At 60.4% G+C, this 20,224-nt stretch carries 19 protein-coding genes and 2 pseudogenes; 9 read left to right on the plus strand and 12 right to left on the minus strand.

Features of this window, described 5'->3' with window-relative positions; translation table 11 throughout:
* Positions 1 to 126: 126 nt before the first annotated feature.
* The 5 genes and pseudogenes from F7R26_RS41245 to F7R26_RS36600 form a co-directional block, all read right to left on the minus strand.
* A pseudogene (locus F7R26_RS41245) lies at positions 127 to 339 on the minus strand (biotin/lipoyl-containing protein); the annotation flags it as partial.
* A gap of 109 nt (positions 340 to 448) precedes the next feature.
* Positions 449 to 1,117, minus strand: coding sequence for a gamma-glutamylcyclotransferase (locus F7R26_RS36585; protein ID WP_058697679.1), 669 nt, complete (start codon positions 1,115 to 1,117; stop codon positions 449 to 451).
* Positions 1,118 to 1,279: 162 nt separating this feature from the next.
* Positions 1,280 to 1,648: a DUF2917 domain-containing protein gene (locus F7R26_RS36590; RefSeq protein WP_058697602.1), complete on the minus strand. Its 369-nt coding sequence runs from the start codon at positions 1,646 to 1,648 to the stop codon at positions 1,280 to 1,282.
* A gap of 304 nt (positions 1,649 to 1,952) precedes the next feature.
* Entirely contained in the window at positions 1,953 to 3,065 is a 1,113-nt protein-coding gene (locus F7R26_RS36595) for an alkene reductase (protein ID WP_058697603.1), read from the minus strand.
* Positions 3,066 to 3,305: 240 nt separating this feature from the next.
* Positions 3,306 to 4,508 carry an FAD binding domain-containing protein gene (locus F7R26_RS36600; RefSeq protein WP_081050232.1) on the minus strand — a complete coding sequence of 401 codons (1,203 nt, stop codon included), beginning with the start codon at positions 4,506 to 4,508 and terminating at the stop codon, positions 3,306 to 3,308.
* Positions 4,509 to 4,748: 240 nt separating this feature from the next.
* Between F7R26_RS36600 and F7R26_RS36605 the strand changes: the two genes are divergently transcribed.
* Positions 4,749 to 5,417: a DsbA family oxidoreductase gene (locus F7R26_RS36605; protein WP_058697604.1), complete on the plus strand. Its 669-nt coding sequence runs from the start codon at positions 4,749 to 4,751 to the stop codon at positions 5,415 to 5,417.
* 15 nt (positions 5,418 to 5,432) lie between these two features.
* The gene (locus F7R26_RS36610; protein ID WP_058697605.1) at positions 5,433 to 6,086 is read left to right on the plus strand and encodes a DsbA family protein; all 654 of its coding nucleotides are present in this window, start codon (positions 5,433 to 5,435) and stop codon (positions 6,084 to 6,086) included.
* A gap of 195 nt (positions 6,087 to 6,281) precedes the next feature.
* Here the strand turns inward: F7R26_RS36610 and F7R26_RS36615 are convergent, their stop codons facing one another.
* Positions 6,282 to 7,961: a sigma-54 interaction domain-containing protein gene (locus F7R26_RS36615; RefSeq protein ID WP_058697606.1), complete on the minus strand. Its 1,680-nt coding sequence runs from the start codon at positions 7,959 to 7,961 to the stop codon at positions 6,282 to 6,284.
* 290 nt (positions 7,962 to 8,251) lie between these two features.
* Here F7R26_RS36615 and F7R26_RS36620 point away from each other — a divergent pair, with 290 nt between their 5' ends.
* The 6 genes and pseudogenes from F7R26_RS36620 to yghU all read left to right on the plus strand — a co-directional run bounded on the left by F7R26_RS36620 (position 8,252) and on the right by yghU (position 13,772).
* Positions 8,252 to 9,265, plus strand: coding sequence for a transcriptional regulator GcvA (locus F7R26_RS36620; RefSeq protein WP_233528046.1), 1,014 nt, complete (start codon positions 8,252 to 8,254; stop codon positions 9,263 to 9,265).
* Positions 9,250 to 9,438, plus strand: a pseudogene (locus F7R26_RS41890) (PLP-dependent aminotransferase family protein); the annotation flags it as partial. The gene F7R26_RS36620 and the pseudogene F7R26_RS41890, both read left to right, overlap by 16 nt.
* Positions 9,439 to 9,602: 164 nt before the next feature.
* Positions 9,603 to 10,823, plus strand: a complete 1,221-nt coding sequence (locus F7R26_RS36625) for an MFS transporter (RefSeq protein ID WP_058697607.1) — start codon at positions 9,603 to 9,605, stop codon at positions 10,821 to 10,823.
* Positions 10,824 to 11,062: 239 nt separating this feature from the next.
* Positions 11,063 to 12,163 carry a Gfo/Idh/MocA family protein gene (locus F7R26_RS36630; RefSeq protein WP_058697608.1) on the plus strand — a complete coding sequence of 367 codons (1,101 nt, stop codon included), beginning with the start codon at positions 11,063 to 11,065 and terminating at the stop codon, positions 12,161 to 12,163.
* Positions 12,164 to 12,203: 40 nt separating this feature from the next.
* Positions 12,204 to 12,860 carry a glutathione transferase gene (gene yfcF, locus F7R26_RS36635; protein WP_058697609.1) on the plus strand — a complete coding sequence of 219 codons (657 nt, stop codon included), beginning with the start codon at positions 12,204 to 12,206 and terminating at the stop codon, positions 12,858 to 12,860.
* A gap of 48 nt (positions 12,861 to 12,908) precedes the next feature.
* A complete protein-coding gene (gene yghU, locus F7R26_RS36640; RefSeq protein ID WP_058697610.1) occupies positions 12,909 to 13,772 on the plus strand; it encodes a glutathione-dependent disulfide-bond oxidoreductase in 864 nt (287 codons plus the stop codon).
* A 149-nt stretch (positions 13,773 to 13,921) separates the two neighbouring features.
* On the opposite strand, the gene F7R26_RS36645 is transcribed toward yghU, so the two are convergent.
* The 4 genes from F7R26_RS36645 to F7R26_RS36660 form a co-directional block, all read right to left on the minus strand.
* Positions 13,922 to 15,073 (minus strand): NADH:flavin oxidoreductase/NADH oxidase, encoded by a 1,152-nt coding sequence (locus tag F7R26_RS36645; protein ID WP_058697611.1) that lies wholly within the window; start codon positions 15,071 to 15,073, stop codon positions 13,922 to 13,924.
* 370 nt (positions 15,074 to 15,443) lie between these two features.
* Positions 15,444 to 15,575 carry an Lrp/AsnC ligand binding domain-containing protein gene (locus F7R26_RS36650; RefSeq protein ID WP_327077274.1) on the minus strand — a complete coding sequence of 44 codons (132 nt, stop codon included), beginning with the start codon at positions 15,573 to 15,575 and terminating at the stop codon, positions 15,444 to 15,446.
* 493 nt (positions 15,576 to 16,068) lie between these two features.
* Positions 16,069 to 16,212 (minus strand): hypothetical protein, encoded by a 144-nt coding sequence (locus F7R26_RS36655; RefSeq protein WP_176844242.1) that lies wholly within the window; start codon positions 16,210 to 16,212, stop codon positions 16,069 to 16,071.
* A gap of 27 nt (positions 16,213 to 16,239) precedes the next feature.
* Positions 16,240 to 17,439: an MFS transporter gene (locus tag F7R26_RS36660; RefSeq protein ID WP_058697681.1), complete on the minus strand. Its 1,200-nt coding sequence runs from the start codon at positions 17,437 to 17,439 to the stop codon at positions 16,240 to 16,242.
* 214 nt (positions 17,440 to 17,653) lie between these two features.
* On the opposite strand from F7R26_RS36660, the gene F7R26_RS36665 reads away from it, so the two are divergent.
* Positions 17,654 to 18,148 (plus strand): LysR substrate-binding domain-containing protein, encoded by a 495-nt coding sequence (locus F7R26_RS36665; RefSeq protein ID WP_233528047.1) that lies wholly within the window; start codon positions 17,654 to 17,656, stop codon positions 18,146 to 18,148.
* A gap of 328 nt (positions 18,149 to 18,476) precedes the next feature.
* Here the strand turns inward: F7R26_RS36665 and F7R26_RS36670 are convergent, their stop codons facing one another.
* Positions 18,477 to 19,361 (minus strand): NAD(P)-dependent oxidoreductase, encoded by an 885-nt coding sequence (locus F7R26_RS36670; protein ID WP_058697613.1) that lies wholly within the window; start codon positions 19,359 to 19,361, stop codon positions 18,477 to 18,479.
* Between the two features lie 10 nt (positions 19,362 to 19,371).
* Positions 19,372 to 20,187 (minus strand): enoyl-CoA hydratase/isomerase family protein, encoded by an 816-nt coding sequence (locus tag F7R26_RS36675; RefSeq protein ID WP_058697614.1) that lies wholly within the window; start codon positions 20,185 to 20,187, stop codon positions 19,372 to 19,374.
* Positions 20,188 to 20,224 lie beyond the last annotated feature (37 nt).

Consider the following 20,224-nt stretch of genomic DNA (forward strand, 5'->3'; position numbering starts at 1 on the left):
AGTCGTGTTGACCTGCGCAGCGACTGATGTGGGAGCCGGCGTTGACGTGGGCGTCGCTACAGGTGCGGAGGCAGCAGGGGCAGCCACGGTTGCCTTGCCTTCCGTATCAACCAGCGCGATCACTTCGTCGGCATGTACCGTGGCGCCATCGGGCTGGAATATTTTGGCCAGCACACCGTTGGCCGGACAGGGCACTTCGAGTGTCACCTTGTCCGTTTCCAGTTCCACCAGAATCTCGTCACGCTGGACGGCCTCGCCGGCCTTCTTTTTCCACTGAATCAGTGTTGCCTCCGAAACCGATTCAGAGAGTTGGGGCACTTTCACTTCGATCGCGGCCATGTGCTCTTCCCTTGTTTTTTGCGTGGCGAGGGTTTTTCAGTTTAGGCGAGCTTACCCTTGACGGGTAGCGACTTGTCTCGGAGGAGTGATCTCAGCCGCGATGCCCGCTCTAGGCCGTCAATGTCCGCTGAAATCTCCTCATGCTCTGCGCTATCTGTGAGACGTACTGGTCCGAAATGCCGCGGTCCGCCAGGGCTGTGTCGAGTCCCAGTATGTAGTCCGCATTAGATCCGAATACACCGGCTGCCTTCGCCGCAAGCCGTGCAACGGTAGGTACCGATGCATCGGCTTCATAAAGCGCCTGTTCGGTGTTCGCGGCAAAGACAATGGCCTGCACCTTCTCGCCATTTTCGAGCACCAGCGGGTTCCAGATCGGCCGATACACTCCGCTGCACATCTCCCTTGCCCACAGGAGGCGCAATTCGTTCAGCGCCTGATCGTCGGGCAGCCGGTACGCAACCCCTTGCGTATTCCCGCCAGGTTCCAAGCCAAGCACGCGCCCCGGCTGCTCCGGCGTACCACGCGCAGATATGGAGCGAATGCAGAAGCTGCGGCGCCATCCTTCGAGTGTGGCAGTCCGGTGCTCGTCGAAGGCGATCAATGGGTTCCAGATTAACGAACCATAGGCGAAGACCCAAATCGAACCAGCGAGGCGCGCATTGAGCGTTGCATTAAGCGATTGCTCGAGAGCAGCGTCGGTCCACGACAGGTCAGCAGGCATGGCAAGTCTGCTGCGGATACTGCCGTCGACAAGATCTTTTCGGGTCAGATTGCCCATGGGGTGCATTTCACGGAGAGTCATGGCAGCCGGCTGGCAACTTCTGCCGCGGAGAGCAGCCAGTATGGCCAGTTGGAACTTGGGACTTTCGCCGTGCCCTTGCTTGGAGATGCGGACACCCGGGGGCAGTGTCTTTCATAAGGACACTGCCCGCATTCGATCTCAGGCTGCCCCGACTTGGTCCTTGCCCGGAGTCCATGCCGTCCCTCGCACCAGTTTGCGTCCAAAGCGGTGCAGCAGGTGCGGAAAATCGGCCAGGGTCGCTGCCTGACGGTCCGCTTCACTGATTAGTTCCAGCCGGACGGCGTCGCCGGCGCGCGGGTCTACGCTAAGGGTTATCTGGTCCCCGCGCCGCAGCAGCAGGTCTTCGCCACTATCGAGCCAGTAGTCCTCTGGATCACCTTCGCGTGTCATCCACAGGTCGGTACCTGCGGCCTCGTCCACGTGGAGGCGCTGTGCCGCATGTATCGACAGCGTGGTAACTTCGCCAGGCCTCAGGGCGAACTCTGTCTTTGTGAGAAAAGCTTGCATGATGGATCTCCTGTCCGCCCCCTGTGGCGTTGTTGCCGGAGCTGTGCTGCGTCCATTCTGACTAGACAATCAAGGGGCGGAAAAGCAGAAAAGTTGGTGCGCCGGTCAAGCGAATTCTAGAGATCGCTCGGCCGCTGGCAAAACGAAATATGTTTCCAGTTGTTGATAATTTTCCTCACATAAAAAAGTGCTCGTGCGATTGGGGAACGAGGAGAGAATGGGCCTGTGGCAGTGCCAAAACGTGGCGCCCTTCCGCGTACAGGCCGACGTCCACTCAATCAATCCCCGTATCTGCTTGTCCAGCTCATGCCGCTGTCGGATAGTCGATGTAGCCGTTGGCACCGCCGCCAAAGAAGGAACTGGCATCGGGCGTGTTCAAGGCGAGGTTCTCCTTCAGGCGTACCGGCAGATCCGGATTGGCAATAAACGGGCGGCCAAAGGCAATGATGTCGGCGCGGCCGCTGGCCAGTGCGCGTTCCGCGCTCTCACTGTCGTAGCCGCCGGCGAGCATCAGCACGCCGCTGTATTCCGCACGCAGGAGCCGGATGATCGCGTCCCAGCGGGGATCGAAGTTCTCGTCCTTGACGGTCCCGACCATCGCAGGCTCGACCAGGTGCAGGTAGGCCAGCTTGCGGCTGTTGAGCTGCCGGACGATAAAGCCGAAGGTAGCCTCGGGCGTATCGTCGCCCATGCCCATGAAGCGGCCCATGGGCGTTAGCCGTACCGAAACGCGTGACGAGCCAATTTCCGCGCTGATGGCGTCAACCACCTCCAGAAGCAAACGGGCTCGATTCTCGATCGTGCCGCCGTAGGCGTCGGTGCGCTTGTTGCTGTTGGAGTTGATGAACTGGTCGAGCAGATACCCGTTGCCGGCATGAATCTCGACCCCGTCCATCCCCGCAGCGATGGCGTTGAGGGCTGCCTTCCGGTAGTCCTCGACGATGTCGCGAATTCCGCTGTCAGTCAGTTCCTGAGGAACAGGAACATCGCCCCAGACGCCGTTGCCATGCTCGTCGATGATGAATGTCTTGCCAGGAACCGGCAGGGCACTGGGCGCGACAGGCAGCGCCCCATTCGGCTGGAAGACCGGGTGCGACACGCGTCCAACATGCCAGAGTTGCAGGAAGATCGTGCCGCCCTCGTTGTGAACCGCTTTGCTGACGGCCTGCCAGGCCTCGACCTGCTCCTCGGTGTGAATTCCCGGTGTCCAGGCGTAGCCCTGGCCTTGCTGGGAAATCTGGGTTGCCTCGGTGACGATAAGCGCCGCGCCGGCGCGCTGGCGGTAATACTCGACGTTCATCGCGGTCGGGAGGTTGCCCGGCTGGCCGGCACGCGAACGGGTCAGCGGTGCCATGGCGACACGGTGGGCCAGGGTGTGGTTGCCGAGACGAATCGGATTGAAGAGATGCTTGGTCATGGTGGTTTTCCTGTAGTCGGAATGGATCGATCAGCGGGAGACTGTTCGTGCTCTGCTTGCGCTTGAATCTCGTTCGAGATTTCCTAAAGGTTAGGCGCCAACCTGTTTGAAGAGAATCGGAGTGCGACGCAAGATTGCGTTGCGTGGGCAGCAATCCGGAAGCTGTGTGTGGCCAAGGAGGACAGCCACGACAGACGGCCACGCCCTGTGGGGCATCTCCGTCTGTCGAAGCATGTGGATTCAGTGTCGCGCGATGCTCATGATGCGGTTGCCCATGCCGATTCCCCATTCAGTCATCTGCATGCCTTGCTCTAGACGGTCCTGCTCCCAGGTCCGCAGTGCGCGCCCGAGGTTGGTGACACCGTCCAACGCCTTCGCCAGGGAGACGGCGTCGGCGGCGGCCTTTGCCGTGCTGCCTGCGGTGTGGGGACGCGGGATGAACGCCGCATCGCCCGTCAGCAAGACTCGACCGAACCGCATGCGCGGCACCTGCAGGTCCTGAATCTCCTGGACGAAGATATCCTGGGTGCTTTCGATCAGGGCCTGGAATGCCGGATTGGCGTGACTGGCGCCCATCTGTCGAATCCACTCCTCCTGGTCGGCCGCAAGCGACCCGGGCGGAACAGAATGACTGCGCCGGTTCCCCTCGCGATCGGTCAGCACGCCGCCGAGCTCTGCGCCTGGCTCGGCCTTCAGGTACCAAAGCCAGTTGTAACGACGGTGACCCGGGGCGGTCGAACCGTCGACGCCGGGCACCATGTACTGCAGCATCATGGAGCCTGGGTCGTGCTGGAACACGAAGTTCTCGTAAAGCAGTGGCTTTGCGGCTTCAGGCAGTCGATTTTCTTCGATCAATCCGCGCCATACAACATAGCCCGCATAGGTCGGCGACACATCGGGGAGCATGAGCTTGCGCACAACAGAGTTCGCCCCATCCGCGCCAATCAGCAAGTCGCCGGTTTCCCGGCGCCCATCGGAGAAGGTGGCGTATACGCCATGTTCGTCCTGCTCGACGCCGGTGAGCTGGGCGCCCCGATGATAGTGCTCCTTGGGGAAGTTCTTGAGCAGTGTGGAATAGAGCGTATTCCAGGAAGTCTGAGTCTGCGGGGAATGTTGCCGCTGAATCACGTCTCCGCTTTCGTCGAGGTAGAGCCTGTCGTGGGATCGCACGCCTAAGGCCCCGTCGGGAACAATGCCTGCAAATGAAAAGGCGCGCAGCACTTCCGGCTGTAGAACGATGCCGCCCCCACGGCTGATGAGGTTTGAGGGAGAGCGCTCGAAGACTTCCACGTCCCACCCGACGGCGCGCAGCGCGGTCGCCATGAACAGCCCGCCCAGCGAACCGCCGGCGATCAGGGCCTTGCGCGGATTCCCCGCAGATATGGTTGGCCTGCCCTCGGCGGGCGCCAGCGGCTGGGCATTCGAGGATCGATTCGCGTCCATGTGTTGCTCCGATTTGCGATTGGATGGCGTGAATCGTAGAAGCGCCTGCCCGAATCCAGAATGGGGTGGCAATGCAAGGCTGTGTTGCGGGGAAGGCAAGGACACATTCTCCACGACAGTTGGAGAACCGCCTTGCACGCAGCGTTGTGGCACGAGCAATGCAGGTTTGCACGGCCATGCCATTCTGTTCATTGCCGGCACAGCCTAACCTAGCTCCATCATCAATCGCATGGAGTGGTCATGAAACCCGTTGAAATCCAGGTCACCTATGACTTCATTTGCCCGTGGTGCTGGATCGGCCATCAGAACCTCAAGCTCGCGACGCAACGCGTGAACAGCGAGGTCGCGCCCAGGATTTCCTATTCACCCTACGAGCTCAATCCGGATATGCCCAAGGCCGGCGTCGACCGCAAGGCGTACCGGACCGCGAAGTTTGGCAGCTGGTCGCGCTCCCAAAGCATGGATGCGGAGGTCGCCCTTGTAGGCAAGAGGGTGGGGTTGGCATTCAACTACGACGCAGTGGCGATCACTCCCAACACCCGGCTCGCGCACCGCCTGATGGCGTTTGCTCAGCGCACCGGCAGTGCGACTATGGTCGAGGGCTTGTTCGAGGCGATCTTCGCCGCGTATTTCTCTCGTGGCGAAAACATCGGGTTAATCGATGTGCTGGCGCCGCTGGCAGCATCCGTCGGCTTTGACGAAAAGGCCGTGCGCGATTACCTGGTGAGCGGGGAAGGGGAGGCTGAAGTCATTGCCGAGGAGATGCGCGCGAGCCTGAGTGGGGTCCGCTCAGTGCCGACGATTCGGATCGGCGATGCAATGATCGGTGGTGCGCAACCGCCGGCAGTGATGGAGCAGGCCCTGCAAGCCGCTTCTGCCAAAACATCTGCTGCACTCGAGACGCTTTGAACCTGGAGAACTGAAATGGACAAGCAAGCAACCCTTCACTATGTCTATGATCCCTATTGCGGATGGTGCTACGGGCTCGCACCTCTCGTGAGCGTTGCGGACGAGATGCCCGGCCTGAAGGTGGTCCCGCATAGCGGGGGCATGCTGGCTGGACCCCAGGCGCAGATGATGTCGCCTGAGTGGCGCGACTTCGTCCGTCCCCACGAGGAGCGCATCACTGCGCTGAGCGGGCTGAAGTTTGGCGAAGCATATCAGCAAGGCACCCAGTTTGACTATGACGTCAAGCTCGATTCCGGGCCGCCGACAGCAGCGATGCTCGCTGCGGAGTCGCTGGCCGGCGCGGGACTGAAGATGCTAAAGCGGCTCCAGACAGCCTATTACGTGGAAGGCAAGCATATTTCCGACCCAGAGGAACTGGTGCGCATTGCCGTCGAACTCGGGCTGGATGCGAAGGCATTTACCAGCGCCTACGAAGCGGCTACGCTCGGCCTTGATGAACACTTCAAGAATACGCAAGGCTTTCTTGATGCGTTGGATGGGCGCGGCTACCCGACCCTGGCAATTGAGCAGGACGGGAAAGTATCGAGGCTTCACCTGGGCCGGTATTTCGGGAAGCCAGAGCAGTTCCGCAAAGCGCTTGCAGACATGCTGACGCCTTCGAAAACCTAGCGCCAAGGAAGGCGCGCTCCGCAAGTCTGAGCAGCCTCTCCTTGGGCGGCGACTTTGCAAGGCAATTCCTTTGCCGCATGCAGGTCGCTGCCCCTCGGGCCAACTAGTAGTCAGCCCGACAGACAGTGGTTGGGGGCATTTATCGGCCAAGGCGTTGTACAAACGGCTTGTCGAGCGACAAAGAGCGGATTGTCCCTATCTTGTCGCGAGCTCGCTGGTCAATGCATCCTCCATAAGCCTGAGTCGCTTGTAGAGATACGAACGCGAGATGCCAAGCTCTTCCGCAACGCGCTTTTTGTTGCCACCAGTACGGCGCATCGCCTCCAGGATCATCTCGGACTCGACGCGCTCCATTGCTTTGCGCATGTCCGGGTTGGCGTTCTCGCCGTTCCGTGGCAGGCTACTCACGGAGCCCATTGCCAGCACCGAATCGGCGCTTTCCAGATTGCCGAAATCTGCGATGGAAAGAATCGGGCCGTCGCAGAAGATCGCAGCCCGTTCGATAGCATGCTGCAATTGCCGGACGTTGCCCGGCCATGCGCAAGATTGCAGGAAGCGGATTGCGGAGTCGGAAATCGCCTTCTTTGGCGCACCATGGCGGGTGCCAAACGCCTCCAGGAACTTGTCGGCCAACTCGGGGATATCCTCCAGCCGATCACGCAGAGCGGGCAGGCGCAATGTCACTGCGCTGATGCGATAGAACAGATCCAGGCGGAAGCTTGACTTGGCGATCATGGCACTGAAATCGCGGTTACTCGCGGAAATCAGCCGGAAGTCGGAATGCCGCGCCCGCTCCCCGCCGATACGCTCGAACTGCCCATCCTGCAGCACCCGAAGCAGCTTGACCTGCATGTCGACCGGCATGTCGCCGATCTCATCCAGGAACAGCGTACCGGTATCGGCGGCTTCGAACTTGCCTTTGCGCCCTTTGCGATCTGCGCCCGTAAAGGCGCCGGGCTCGTACCCGAACAGCTCACTTTCCACCAGGTTCGGCGGCATCGCCGCGGAGTTTACTAGCACCAGTGGCTTGTCGCTGCGCGGGCTCAGCATATGGATGGCATGGGCAACCAACTCCTTGCCCGAGCCACTTTCCCCCGCTAGCAGGACGGGTACGTCCAGCGGTGCCACGCGCAGAATGTCTTCCTTGAGCCGGCGCACCGCGTCGCTGCTCCCGACAATCTGATCCAGCCCGTAGGTACGATTTCCGATGCCGGAAAGCTCTCGGCGGTAGAAATCCAGTTCCTGACGAACTTGCGCCAACTCGGTCGTCACTGCCTGCATCGCTTCCGGCCCTTTGAACATCACCTGTCCTATCGCGGCAACGACACGCTGATTGCGATCCAGGACCGGCAGGCGCGACACCACGCGCTTGATGCCGTTCATTTCCTGTAGCTGGCCAACCTGACCTTTGCCAGTCACCGCGACCTCTTGCAGCTTCGTATTCTCGATCACGGTGGTGACATGCCGACCCAGAGCCTCGCCGCGCTTGAGGCCAAAGAACCGTTCATGGACCGGGCTCATGTACGTGATCTTGCCCGCGGTGTCCACCACCACCATGGCCTTGTAGGGATCGGTGATGAAGTGGCGAAGAATGTCTTCCGCCGAGTCGACAGTCGCCAGGAATTCGCTCAGCTCGTTGGCTTCCTGTAAGGCAAAGATCAGGAAGCACACCGCGTCCCGTGATGGAATGGCGGCGATTGTCATGGGGTGTTCCAAATCGGTCATGGCAGACACGCGCTTGAGAGGAGTCCGCATGCGGTCCTGCCAAAGGCGGACGAGGTGACCCGCGATCAAGGCGTCGTGCCCGAGTCCGCTGGCGAACTTCATGGTCCCGTCCGCATCGAGAACGAGGATGCCTTCTGCTTCACGCTTCATTGTCTCTCACCATGGTCACGAGTCGCCGTCATGGACTCCACTGCGTCAATTGCCATTGCCGGGCGTTGCCGGCCGCCCGCTGCTTTGAGCGGTGCGGCCTATTAATTATCGTGCGAAAATTAACATCGGTGCCAGAGTGTTAGGGTAATTACTACCCTGCGATGGGAGCCTCACTCCGCATTCTGACCATATGTAATCGATCGATCACCAATGTGTGGCCGTAGATGCTGGGTAGAATCTGATCATTGATGTTGGGCGTGCAGACTGACCATGTGCATCCAGGACCCGTCATGGACTTGCGACAACTACCAAATCTGAGCTCTCTGAAGGTATTCGAGGCCGCAGCCCGCCTGGAGAGCTTCTCGCGGGCTGCGGAAGAACTGTTCGTCACCCACAGTGCCGTCAGTCATCAGATCCGTTCACTGGAAGCCGACCTTGGCATCGCGCTGTTCAAGCGGGATGGCAGGCGAATAACGTTGACCGATCGCGGGCGGCGCTATGCGGAACAAATCCGGTCTTCTCTGTTCGATATCGCGTCGGCAACCGAGTCGATGCGCTCGGGTGATCGCGAAAAGCGTCTTGTGATCAGCTTGCTCCCATCGTTTGCCGCGCGCTGGTTGACGCCCCGCATTGGACGCTTCATCGAGCAGTACCCCGAACTCGACGTCGAACTGCAGTCCACGCATACGCTCACCGATTTCAACCGTGATGACGTCGATGTCGTGCTGCGTTTCGGGGACGGCAATTATCCGGAGCTATTCGTCGAGCCGCTGCTCGACGAGGTCTTTTTCCCGGCCTGTGCCCCAACGTTCAATGGCGGGAACTTGCCAAAGACGCCTGAAGACCTGGCTGGCGTGACCTTACTACGCCACGACTACGAGATGTGGAGGGCCTGGTTCCTGGCCGCGGGCCTGGAAGGATGGACAGAACCGCGACGCGGCGTGCTGTATCAGGATGCGTCGCACCTGATACAGGCGTCGATGGATGGTCAGGGCGTTGCGCTGGTGCGGCGCTCGTTGGCCATGCAGGACGTCGTCAATGGACGCCTCGTCCGCTTGTTCGACATCGATGCGGCTAGCCCGTGGGCCTATTGGTTCATCTGCCCCCAACCCTTGCTGGAGACATTCAGGGTCCAGGCGCTGCGTAAGTGGCTACATGAGGAAACTCGGCAATTTCAGGCGATGTACGCGCGAAGCCCGCACGCTGTGGGGAAAGCGGGGAAAGCCGGTGAGGTGATGCGACAAGCAAAGAAGGAGCATAGCCGCGAAGCCCCGAGCCAGGATACTGATCAACGCATCAGCTGACACAGGCGGCGCTGGCGGAGGACCTGAGGGTAACGCCTTCCGATGGATTCTGGGAAGGCTCCAATCCGCCGAATGCAATCCGCATTTCGCTGGGCGGCGCCCAGGACCGCGCACAGTTATCGCAGGCATTGCGCAAACTGGCAGCATTACTGGAGCGCAGGCCGACGCCAGGGGCCGGAGCTGGTCCCGAATGCTGCCAAAGCACTACGCGGCGCCGGGCGGCCAGAGCATCACGCCTTGCCTTTGATGCAACGCAGCGTTGCACGCCACCGTCATTCACCGCGCAGAGTCGCCGGACTATCCTTGGTCACCAGATCAGATACCAGGGAAATTCGGAATGGACACGCAAACACACTCAGGAACCAGCGGTCGCTGGGCCAACACGCAGTTCCTTGTCATGGCCTACACGCTGAGCGCCATCATGGCCGGTGCAACCGTCGCCAGCCCGTTATATCCCATATATGAAGAAGTGTTTCATATCGGGCCGGGCGGCGTGACGATTGCCTATACCGCTTACATGGTCGGCACGCTGTTGGCATTGCTGTTTCTCGGTCATCTCAGCGACCATCTTGGCCATATCCGGACGTTGCGGGTGGCAGCGACACTCGCACTTGCCGGACTCGTCCTTTCCGGAGTCGCTCCGGATCTTCTGATTCTTTCGATCGGGCGTTTCACAATCGGAGTCGCCGCAGGCATTGCTTCCACGTCAGCGACGGCCGGACTGGTAGCGGCTTCGCCGCCAAACCGACTGAGGCAAGCTTCATCGATCGGGTCATTGATGACCATTGTCGGCCTAGGCCTAGGACCACTGGTTGGTGGTTTTATCGCGCAAGACTTGCCATTCCCGCTGCACCTGCCTTACGGCGTGCTGGGCGGTGCGCTGTTGCTGGCTCTTGTGGCATTGGGCAGCCAGAGACACGGGCAACCTTCAACAATCGCCGGCTTCTTTCCGCGTCTACGCTTTCATTTGCCCGACATGCATCAGGTCAAGCAATTTGCCACGGTGGCGGTCATCGCGTTTATTGGCTACACCCTTTTCAGTCTCTTTGCATCACTGGCGCCTTCATTCTTTGATACCTTTCTTCCATGGGACGGGCCGGCCGTTGGCGGCATTGGGGTCGCCATGCTCTTTGCGGCATCAGCGGCTGCTCAAGTTACGTTCACTGGGATCGATCCTAAAAGAGGGCTTGTGGTGGGTTCCCTTCTCGTGACCGCCGCCCTGGCGATGCTGGCAGCATCAGTGAAGTTTTCCTCCGGGTTGTTGTTCATCGCAAGCGATGTACTCGGTGGATTCGGTCAGGGCCTTACCTTCATGTCCGCTCTGCTGGTCGTCAATGCCATGACGACGTCTGTGCGCCGGGCAGGAATGATTTCATCCTTCTTCACTATTGCCTATCTCGGCGGCATTGTTCCCGTGCTTGGTCTTGGGGTTGCAGCAGACCGGCTGGGGCTTGACGCGTCTCTGATTGGACTATCGATCCTCATGGCTGCCATCGCTGGTACGCTCACTTTCGCCGCGCAGCGTCTGGTTTCCAATGTTCAGTGTCACAGCCGCTAGAACGACGAACTCACTGATTGCCCACGCTCGCGCAGTTTGACGACTTCGCGAGCATTATCGTTCGTGCAGGCCTGTCAGGCAGTACGCGTTTCCATTGTACCGAACGCACATGGCCCAGTCTTCCACGCAATCATCGATGGTCAAGTTTTACTCACAAGACGACAAAGAAAGTTCATTTTGCCGGCGCAGACGGCATGGCTATCATCTGTACATCCCTAGTCATCAGGAGAACGCGGGTAATGACCACCGCTGAAGGAACTTGCCACTGGGGCATCCTAGGCTCTGCGAGCATCGCAAAGAAGAACTGGCATGCAATCATTAATGCCGGTAACAGCCGTATTGTCGCGGTCGGTAGCCGCTCGGCTGAGAGCGCACAACGGTTCATCGATGAATGTCAGGCGTCGGTGCCCACGCCTTACGCCGTGGAAGCAGTCGAAGGGTACGAGGCGCTGATCGCGCGTCAGGACATCGACGCCCTCTATATTCCGCTTCCGACCGCCGTCCGGACCGAATGGGCGGTCAAAGCGGCGCAGGCAGGCAAGCATATCGTGATCGAGAAGCCTTGCGGTATCACGGCGGCCGACCTGCAGCGGATCATCGATGCGGCCAACGCCTCCGGCGTGCAGGTAATGGACGGCGTCATGTTCCAGCACTCGACGCGCTTGCAGGCGATGCGCTCAGTGCTTGATGACGGCATCAGTGTTGGCGAGATTCGCCGTATTGCCACGCATTTCAGCTTCATTGGAGATGACGGATGGATTCAGCGCAACTGCCTGACGGAACCAGCCGGCTGCCTTGGTGATGTGGGTTGGTACAACATTCGGCTTATCCTCTTCGCCCTGAACTACGACCTGCCTGTTGAAGTGCGTGGCCGCATCCTGCAAGGCGTGCAACGACCCGACGGCTCAGGTGTGACGCCTGTCGAATTCTCGGGTGAACTGTTCTTTGGCAATGGGGTTTCGGCGACGCTCTACAACGCTTTCAACACCAGCCGCCAGCAGTGGGCCTACATCAGCGGATTGAATGGCTACTTGCACCTGAAGGACTTTGTATTGCCGCACTACGGAAATGAGATCTCGTTTACGGTAGGCAACGACAGCTTCGGCGGGAACGGATGCTTCTTCAACCTGGAGAAACACGAGCGTACGATCTCGCTGCCGGAGTACAGCAACAACCACACGACCGCGCAGGAGTCGAACCTGTACCGGACGTTCGCCGAACTCGTCCTGTCGGGTAAACGCGATCCGTTCTGGCCAGAGGTGGCGCAGAAAACGCAGCGCGTCCTGGATGCGCTGCTGGAATCCGCCAACGCTGGCGGCGTCTCCATCATGCTGTCCTGAATTCAGCCAAGCTCGCCAAGCCGAGAGGAGGGATCTGCATATGTCTGCCAGATTGCAGCTCTACGTAGATGCTAACTTCGTCAGCCCATTTGCAATGCCGGTGTTTGTTGCCCTGCACGAGAAGGGGTTGCCATTTGACCTATGCACCATCGACCTCGGCAGGAAAGCGCAGCATACGCCCGCCTATGCAGCCGCGTCACTGACAAGCAAGGTGCCTACTCTGGTCCATGGTGAATTCGCGTTGTCCGAGTCTTCCGCCATTACGGAGTACATCGACGAGGTGTTCGCGGGGACAGCGCTATATCCCCGAGATCCGCAGCAGCGGGCGCGGGCGCGGCAGGTCCAGTCGTGGCTGCGTACGGACCTGATGCCGCTCAGGCGTGCCCGTACGTCGGACAGGCTCTTCTGCAAGACTTGGGCAGAGCCCTTGGATAGCGAAGCAGAAGAGGCTGCGAACAAGCTGTTCGCCATCGCTGACAGGCTGGTCCCTGCCGGCGCGCCACAACTGTTCGGTGAATGGAGTGTGGCCGACCTGGAGCTGGCCATCATGCTCAATCGCCTGATCCTGAGTGGCGATCCTGTTCCGCAACGACTGGTCGACTACGCTGGGCACCAGTGGCAACGACCGTCCGTGCAACGCTGGATCAATTTGAAACGGCCGGCTCCCGACCCGCTGCCTGTGTACAGGCATGAGTGAATCTGCCGGTGTGACATCGACAGACCCGTTGCCACCCGGAGTGACGAAATGAACAATCCTCCCGATTACATGCCGCCCAAAGTCTGGACCTGGAACAGGAGCGGTGTCAGTTTGAATCGGCCGATTGCCGGCGCTACCCGCGAACAGGCGTTGCCGGTCGGCCGTCATCCGCTGCAGTTGTACTCGCTTGCTACCCCGAACGGCCAGAAGGTAACGATCCTGCTGGAGGAGTTGCTGGTGCTGGGTCACGCCGCCGCGGAGTATGATGCCTGGCCGATCCGGATCGGCCAGGGCGAGCAGTTCGGCACCGGTTTTGTCGCGGTCAATCCAAACTCGAAGATCCCGGCACTGGTCGATCGTTCCGGCGCTGAGCCCTTGCGAATCTTTGAGTCCGGGGCAATCCTGCTTTATCTGGCCGAAAAGTTCGGCGAGTTCCTCCCGACCGACGCCGCCGCGCGCGCCGAATGTCTGTCGTGGCTGTTTTGGCAAATGGGAAGCGCCCCTTATGTCGGTGGCGGATTCGGACACTTCTATGCCTATGCCCCGACCAAGATCGAGTATGCAATCGACCGCTTTGCCATGGAGGCCAAGCGCTTGCTCGATGTGCTCGACCAGCGGCTGGCGCAAACCGAATACCTGGCAGGCGGCCAATACACGATTGCCGACATCGCGACATTTCCGTGGTATGGGGGACTGGTGAATGGCTGGCTCTACGACGGCGCCGAGTTCTTGTCGGTGCAAGACTACCGGCACGTGCGGCGCTGGGCTGATTCCATTCTGGAACGGCCGGCGGTAAAGCGGGGCCGCATGGTCAACCGCTTGAGCGGAGAGGCTGCCGGCCAGTTGCATGAGCGCCATGACGCCAGCGATTTTGAGACCCGAACACAGGACAAGCTGGGGGCGGTGCGCTGAGATCGTCCGGGTTCATGCCAGGAAGCGTGTGAGAAGTACTGTGGTCACTCGTCGCTCCTGCTGGCGGGGTTGCTGATGTTCCTGCTGATCTTGAGGAGCGGCCGGCGGGGCATCCCGAACGGACAGGATGCTCCGCCGGTTGCGATGCCTCAGCTCACCTGCTCATTCAGAAAGGAATGTTGGTGCTGCGCCCGAAATGCGTTGCGATGCAGTTGCGGGACACAGCGCAGATACTGGGGGACAGCGGTAGCCGTTCCACCAAGCGCGGCGGCGGCATGCCACGGCCATCGCGGATCGTAGATCACCGTCCGGGCCAGGCCGATCAGGTCGGCGTCGCCGGCGGCGACAATCGCATCTGCATGGGTGGGTTCGGAGATTAGGCCGACGGCGACCACCGGAATCTTCACCGCGGCCTTGACGGCGCGTGCATGCGGCACCTGGTAGCCCGGCGCGAGCACAATTTTCTGAGCGGGATGCAGGCCGCCAGTCGACACGTTAATGGCATCCGCCCCGCGGGCTTCGAGCATCTGCGAAAAGGCGACAGCCTCATCGAGCGTGAAGCCCCCTTCAACCCAGTCGGTCGCCGAGATGCGGACCGAAACGGCGCGGTCGGAAGGAAAGGCATCCCGAACCGCGTCGAGGACTTCCAGCGGAAAGCGGGCGCGGTTCTCCAGAGATCCCCCATATTCGTCTGTGCGCTGATTCGAAAGTGGCGACAGGAACGTGTGTAGGAGATAGCCATGCGCAGCGTGAATCTGGACGGCATCGATGCCGAGCCGGGCGGCGCGTCTGGCCGCGGCGGCGAATGCATCTCGCACCCGCTTTAGGCCGTCCTTGTCGAGAGCGGTTGGTGGCAGATAGGAGGAATCCAACGGAATGGCAGATGGGGCCTCAGTTTGCCAGCCGTTTTCATGATCCGGCTGAATCTGACTGCGTCCAAGCCACGGGATGTCTGTCGAAGCCTTGCGGCCAGCGTGGGCCAGTTGGATGGCAATGGGCATATCTGACCAGCGTCGCACGCCTTCGAGGGTCCTGGCCATGGAGGATTCTGTTGCGTCATTGTAGAGACCGACGTCGCCGTAACTAATGCGGCCCTCCGGCACCACAGCAGTTGCTTCGATTGTCAAGAGCGCGGCCCCGGAGAGGGATAGCTGTCCGAGATGGATCAGGTGCCAGTCACTCATGCAACCATCGGTAGCCGAGTACTGGCACATCGGGGAAATGACGATGCGATTCGGGAGATCAAGATTCCGCACGCGAAGGGGGGTGAAAAGGGCTGGTGACAAAGGAGGATTCTCCATTCAGGATAGACACGCCCACACCAAGATATGACCTCGAATCAAGCGAGGTTTCATCGTAGAGGTGGGTTTGAAAAAGTTCGGGTTTTGAAAGGTCAGATGGGGTCAGCCAGTTTGGCCGCGCGAGCTACTTGAGCAAGCGTCATGCCAGATACCAACGCTTGCGTTCCGCTACGGATGAAGGAAGAGCCGGTAATCGTCTGAAAGACACATGTGTCGGCAGAAACTACAGTGTGTCGTTCGCAGAGACAGCCCGTGGTAGAGCAGATTGCGCAGAGTCTGATGCGCGGCGCTGCTGAAAATAGCCGTAGTGTCCATAGGGCGGCTTCGGCTGATCCGCGATGTGCCAGCATCCGCTGGCCGCCGGCCCGCGCTAGAGTATCGGGGACGTACGGTTCTGCACGGTCTTGAGTGCAAAGCTGGACCGTATGTGCTCAACGCCCCGGATGCGGGTCAGTGTCCTGCTCAGGAAGTGCTGGTACGCGCCCATATCGGGCACCACCACGGCGGCCCGCGTGGTTACTCAAGCGAGGCTACTGGTGCATGGGGTTTGGCAGCAGCCGAGCAGCGAACATTCCTGACAGGCATTCAGGCACTGGTTCGCCTGCCGATAATACAGCGTGAGCTCGACAGTGTGCGTGGCCTCTGTACCGCCTGGCTGGTGTCCGGTTATCGCGGGTCCCATTAGGTGCATACGACCAGGAGCTCTGGAAGGCGTCCAAGCAGCTCGCCGCCCACGACGTGGTGATTCAGCTCGGCCTCAATGAGGATCTTGCCACCACGGCGCTTGGGGCGCGCAGATGCACCAGGCCTTCCGCGACTGCGCGAGCCTGGCCGAGCACATCGACGGCGTAGAGTTCCTGGCCCGGCGCACCTTAAACCCTCGCACGACAGACCAGTCTCCTAAGCTCGACTCGGTAGCCGTACTCAGGAGCTTTGATTCTCCAGCGTCGGGTAGTCAGTGTAGCCCTGTGCGCCGCCATCCAACCAGTCGGTGTTCACCCGGGCCAGCAGCGTTCCATGGTGCAGGCGTTCGACAAGATCGGGGTTGTTGATACGGACCGGCCGAAGGCGTCCAGGTCGGCCTTGCCGCCTGCGATGGCCTGTTCGGCCAGGGCTAAGTCATAGCCGTTATTGAGCATCCATGCTGCTCGATTGGTGTCGGCGCCTTAGTGACCCGTCCCGGCCACCGCGCGGTAGTCAACGCCCCCGCTGCGAGCCAGTTGCACAAGCAGTACCATCAAACCGAGGGTGGAGATCACGGCGCCCGCGATGCCGGTGTAGGAAACGCCCAGGGTGCCGAGGGTCATGCCGCCGACCAGGGAACCGAGCGCGATACCAGAGTTGAAGCCGGCGATGTTCAGGCCGGCGGCCACGCCATGGGCGTGGGGAGCATGCTGCTCGGCGACGCCGACCAGACGGGCTTGCAGGGCCGGCACTGCAGCGAAGGTGAACATGCCCAGCAGCGCGACAAGAATGCCCATTGCGGGGGATGACGAGGCAAGCGCCCACATGCCCAGTGCGATGGTGGTAATGCCGGCGATCAAGGCTACGCTTGCCCGGTTTACCCCGAGTCGGTCGGTAAGCTTGCCCCCGATCACGTTGCCAATCGCGGCAAGCACGCCATAGACCAGCATAAAGATGCCGACCGTTTGGCTGCTGACGTGCGTGACCTTCGTAAGCAGCGGTGCGATGTAGGTGTAGGCGGTAAACGAGCCGGCATAGCCCAGGACCGTCACGAGGGCGGCGAAGAGCAGAACGGGGTCGACGATCGCCTTCAACGCCTGGCCGACGGAGTCCGAACCTTCATGCCCCTGCGTTTGCGGAGGCTCCTTCATGCCCAGCAGTAAGCCCAGGAAGCCCAATGCACCGAATGCCCCGATCGCGCCGAGCACCGGGCGCCAGGAGATCGTGCCGCCCAGGTAAGTGCTGACCGGGACGCCGATTGCCATGGCGATCGTGAAGCCACCGAATACGACGGCCACAGCGCTGCTGGCCTTCTTCGCTCCCACAAGACGAGCTGCCGTGCTGGAGGCAACCGCTAGGAACAGGCCGTGCCCCATTCCAGCGACGAAACGCGCGATCAGCAAGGTGGACAGATTGGTAGCGACGGCCGCGGCCAGGCTGCCGACGGTGAAGACTAAGACGGTCATCAGCATGGTGCACTTGCGCGTCCATCCGGCCGTCAAAGCCGTCAGGACTGGCGCGGCAAAGGTCGCGCCCAGCGCGTACGTCGTCACAGCGCTTCCGGCTTGCTCAATATCGACGTTCAGGCTGTGTGCCATGACGTCGGTCAGGCCGATGGGAACGAACTCCGCGAGGCCCAGTGCAAACGCACTGAGCGTGAAGATGTAAACAACAAATGGCATGGATCTCTCTCGACTGTCCTTGAGGGCGGCTTGACGCCGCAACTGATACGAATCGTAGAGCGCTTGCATAAATAGATAAAATTATTATTTTTTTGTCTATGGATAATTATTCTTATTGCTGCTGGGCGAGCTGATGCTGTCATCCGAGCAGCGTTTCTTGACCTCTGCTCCGAGTACGGAGGAATCAATTTTAAGGACTTGGATAAATATTCTTATGGGTGAGATACTGTCGGGAGCCCGGCTGGCGTGCGACGGTAGGCAAGTGGACGCTGCTTCATACAGGCCGCGGTCACACTACCTGATCTTCGTCGCGAGCGTGTTGCCAGCGGCGATAAGTCGACGCCATGAGCCACCTCGACCATCTTCGGACGTTCCGGCGCTCCCGCTCATTGCCTATGACGAGGATTTGCCATTGATCCGGCCGATCTGGGCGGCCATGTTCCAATTTGCGCCGACATTGCAGGCCGCGCTGACCATCCCCGATTTGCGCATCATCCAGGACCTGGTCGTCAAGGGACAGGGGTGGAGCGTGTTGCCCGACTATCAGTGCACCGAGGCGCTGGCGTCGGGACGACTGGTTTCCGTCACCCGAGCCAAGGACGCGCCGACCAACAACCTCTATCTGGTATGGAACAAGGCCTCGATGCGCAATCCACGCATCGTTCATGCGCGCGATTTCATTCTTGGCCTGTTCAGCCGGAAGACCTAACGCTCCATGTCGCCCGGTACAAGCCTACATCCTGTATGCGGCTAGCAGAGGTGCGTGCCAGTCGGTACGGCCCTCCTGCCTTAGGTGACCATCACCCAAACTGACATAGTTTCACGATCATGAAAATACATGGCGGGCCAGTACGGCTCATTTGCTGTCTCAAGTTGCTGGTGCAGACCGTTCATTGCGTCGATCTCCTGCTCTGCGCTGCTCCGGTCGGCGCTGCGCGCCAACCCTAGACCACGCGCAAAGCGCGTGATCGAATCCGCGAAGTGGCAATGCCTCGAACGGCGCAAGCCGCGTCTTCATCACCTCAGATGAGCGTGGTTCAAGCAACTACGTGACCATGGCGCATCCATCGTTGCATTGCCTGGCTATCGGTGCTGTCGAGATACTGGGAGACCCGATCCAGTAACCGCAAATCGATACCGGTCGTATCCGCCAGCTTCTTTGCCAGGTGCAGGTCCTTGCTGACGACATTGTGAAGTGAAGTGAATGCGGCTTCGGATCGGGCCCATGCGGCGTACTGGCTTCGGCCAATCCCGGCATCTTCGGTAAGAAAATTGCGTCCGGTACTGACATTCAGAATGGGGGCGAGGCTCTCAAAGCTGACGCCATAGCGTTCCGCCAGGTCGATGGCTTCAGCCGTCAGGAACATGTTTGCGATACAAAGCATGTTGTTGATGATTTTCACAACCTCGCCAGAGCCAAGGGCCCCGCAGTGGAAGATGTTTTTTCCCATCGATCTCATCAACGGCATCACAGCAGCCACATCTTCTGGATCGCCCCCCATCATGACCGTGAGCGTGGCTTGTTCTGCGCCCACGATCCCACCGCTGACGGGCGCATCGATGAGGCGTGCCCCGGAAGCACGCAAGCCGGCGCTGATGGTCTGGAGCGTATCGGGCAAGGTCGTGCTCATCATGCAAACGACTGGCTGGTGTCCCGCCGGAAAGGCGTCTGCAAGTCCGCCCGGCCCGAGCATCGCTTCCAGGATCTGAGCGTCGTTGGCTAGCAGGACGATGATCGCATCTGCAGAGGCACATTCCGCCACCGAGGTTGTCACGCGCGCTCCCTCGCCCGAAAAGGCGTCGAGCACGGCCTGATTCCGATCGCAGACGATGAGATCGAATCCTGCGCGCCGCGCACAGCGAGCCATGGGCGCGCCCATGCTTCCAGCGCCGACAAAGGCCACCCTCTTCATTTCCATCATTTCATCTCCTTCAGACCGAAGAGCGCTGCGAGAATGCCGGCGCGCGCTTTTCCTGCAGGGAGGCCAGCCCTTCGCGTGCCTCGGGACCGCCAAAGCCGATAAATTCCAGTGCCAGCGAGGTGTCGAAAATCGGGCCGGCCTGACGCAGCCAGTTGTTCAACGCATACTTGCTCCAGCGAATCGCCGACGGAGCCCCCGATGCGAGCCGTGTGGCCACTTCCACCGCCTTGTCCTGAAGCGCGGCCTCGTCGACGCACAGCGAAACCAGCCCGATCGATTCCGCCTCTTCGCCATTGAGCGGCTCGCAGAGCAACAGGTGGTATTTCGCTTTTGCCATGCCGCAGAGCAGGGGCCACACGATGGCTGCGTGGTCTCCCGCCGCGACACCCAGCCGGGTATGGCCGTCGACGATGCGTGCGGATCTGGCCGCGATCGAGATGTCCGCGAGCAGGGCGGCCACCAGTCCCGCGCCGACCGCAGGACCGTGAATGGCCGAGACGATCGGCTTCGAGCAGTTGATGATGTTGTAGACCAGGTCCCGGGCTTCACGCCAGACACGGGTCCGGACGTCGAAGTCCTCCGTCATCTCGCGAATCATCTCGAAGTCGCCACCGGCGGAGAAGGCCCGGCCTGCGCCGCACAGGACGACCGCGCTGACCTCCGGGTCGCTGTCGATCCCCTTCCAGACTTCGGCCAGCTCGGCATGTCCACGCGAATCCAGTGCATTCATGCGCTCGGGCTTGTTGAGGGTCAGGCGAAGTACGCCCGTGGCGGGACGGTCGAATGCAATGTTCTGGTAGTCCTGATACAAGGTGCGATGATTCATGGCAGCTTTCATCCTTTGAATAAACAGCGAGAAGCCG

It is taken from the genome of Cupriavidus basilensis (assembly GCF_008801925.2).
Lineage (GTDB): Bacteria > Pseudomonadota > Gammaproteobacteria > Burkholderiales > Burkholderiaceae > Cupriavidus > Cupriavidus basilensis.

Bases quoted from the DNA above. Each gene is read 5' to 3' on its own strand.
- F7R26_RS36585 (WP_058697679.1), bottom strand. From the start codon at position 1,117: ATGGGCAATCTGACCCGAAAAGATCTTGTCGACGGCAGTATCCGCAGC.
- F7R26_RS36590 (WP_058697602.1), bottom strand. From the start codon at position 1,648: ATGCAAGCTTTTCTCACAAAGACAGAGTTCGCCCTGAGGCCTGGCGAA.
- F7R26_RS36595 (WP_058697603.1), bottom strand. From the start codon at position 3,065: ATGACCAAGCATCTCTTCAATCCGATTCGTCTCGGCAACCACACCCTG.
- F7R26_RS36600 (WP_081050232.1), bottom strand. From the start codon at position 4,508: ATGGACGCGAATCGATCCTCGAATGCCCAGCCGCTGGCGCCCGCCGAG.
- F7R26_RS36605 (WP_058697604.1), top strand. From the start codon at position 4,749: ATGAAACCCGTTGAAATCCAGGTCACCTATGACTTCATTTGCCCGTGG.
- F7R26_RS36610 (WP_058697605.1), top strand. From the start codon at position 5,433: ATGGACAAGCAAGCAACCCTTCACTATGTCTATGATCCCTATTGCGGA.
- F7R26_RS36615 (WP_058697606.1), bottom strand. From the start codon at position 7,961: ATGAAGCGTGAAGCAGAAGGCATCCTCGTTCTCGATGCGGACGGGACC.
- F7R26_RS36620 (WP_233528046.1), top strand. From the start codon at position 8,252: ATGGACTTGCGACAACTACCAAATCTGAGCTCTCTGAAGGTATTCGAG.
- F7R26_RS36625 (WP_058697607.1), top strand. From the start codon at position 9,603: ATGGACACGCAAACACACTCAGGAACCAGCGGTCGCTGGGCCAACACG.
- F7R26_RS36630 (WP_058697608.1), top strand. From the start codon at position 11,063: ATGACCACCGCTGAAGGAACTTGCCACTGGGGCATCCTAGGCTCTGCG.
- yfcF (WP_058697609.1), top strand. From the start codon at position 12,204: ATGTCTGCCAGATTGCAGCTCTACGTAGATGCTAACTTCGTCAGCCCA.
- yghU (WP_058697610.1), top strand. From the start codon at position 12,909: ATGAACAATCCTCCCGATTACATGCCGCCCAAAGTCTGGACCTGGAAC.
- F7R26_RS36645 (WP_058697611.1), bottom strand. From the start codon at position 15,073: ATGGAGAATCCTCCTTTGTCACCAGCCCTTTTCACCCCCCTTCGCGTG.
- F7R26_RS36655 (WP_176844242.1), bottom strand. From the start codon at position 16,212: ATGCTCAATAACGGCTATGACTTAGCCCTGGCCGAACAGGCCATCGCA.
- F7R26_RS36660 (WP_058697681.1), bottom strand. From the start codon at position 17,439: ATGCCATTTGTTGTTTACATCTTCACGCTCAGTGCGTTTGCACTGGGC.
- F7R26_RS36665 (WP_233528047.1), top strand. From the start codon at position 17,654: ATGGGTGAGATACTGTCGGGAGCCCGGCTGGCGTGCGACGGTAGGCAA.
- F7R26_RS36670 (WP_058697613.1), bottom strand. From the start codon at position 19,361: ATGATGGAAATGAAGAGGGTGGCCTTTGTCGGCGCTGGAAGCATGGGC.
- F7R26_RS36675 (WP_058697614.1), bottom strand. From the start codon at position 20,187: ATGAATCATCGCACCTTGTATCAGGACTACCAGAACATTGCATTCGAC.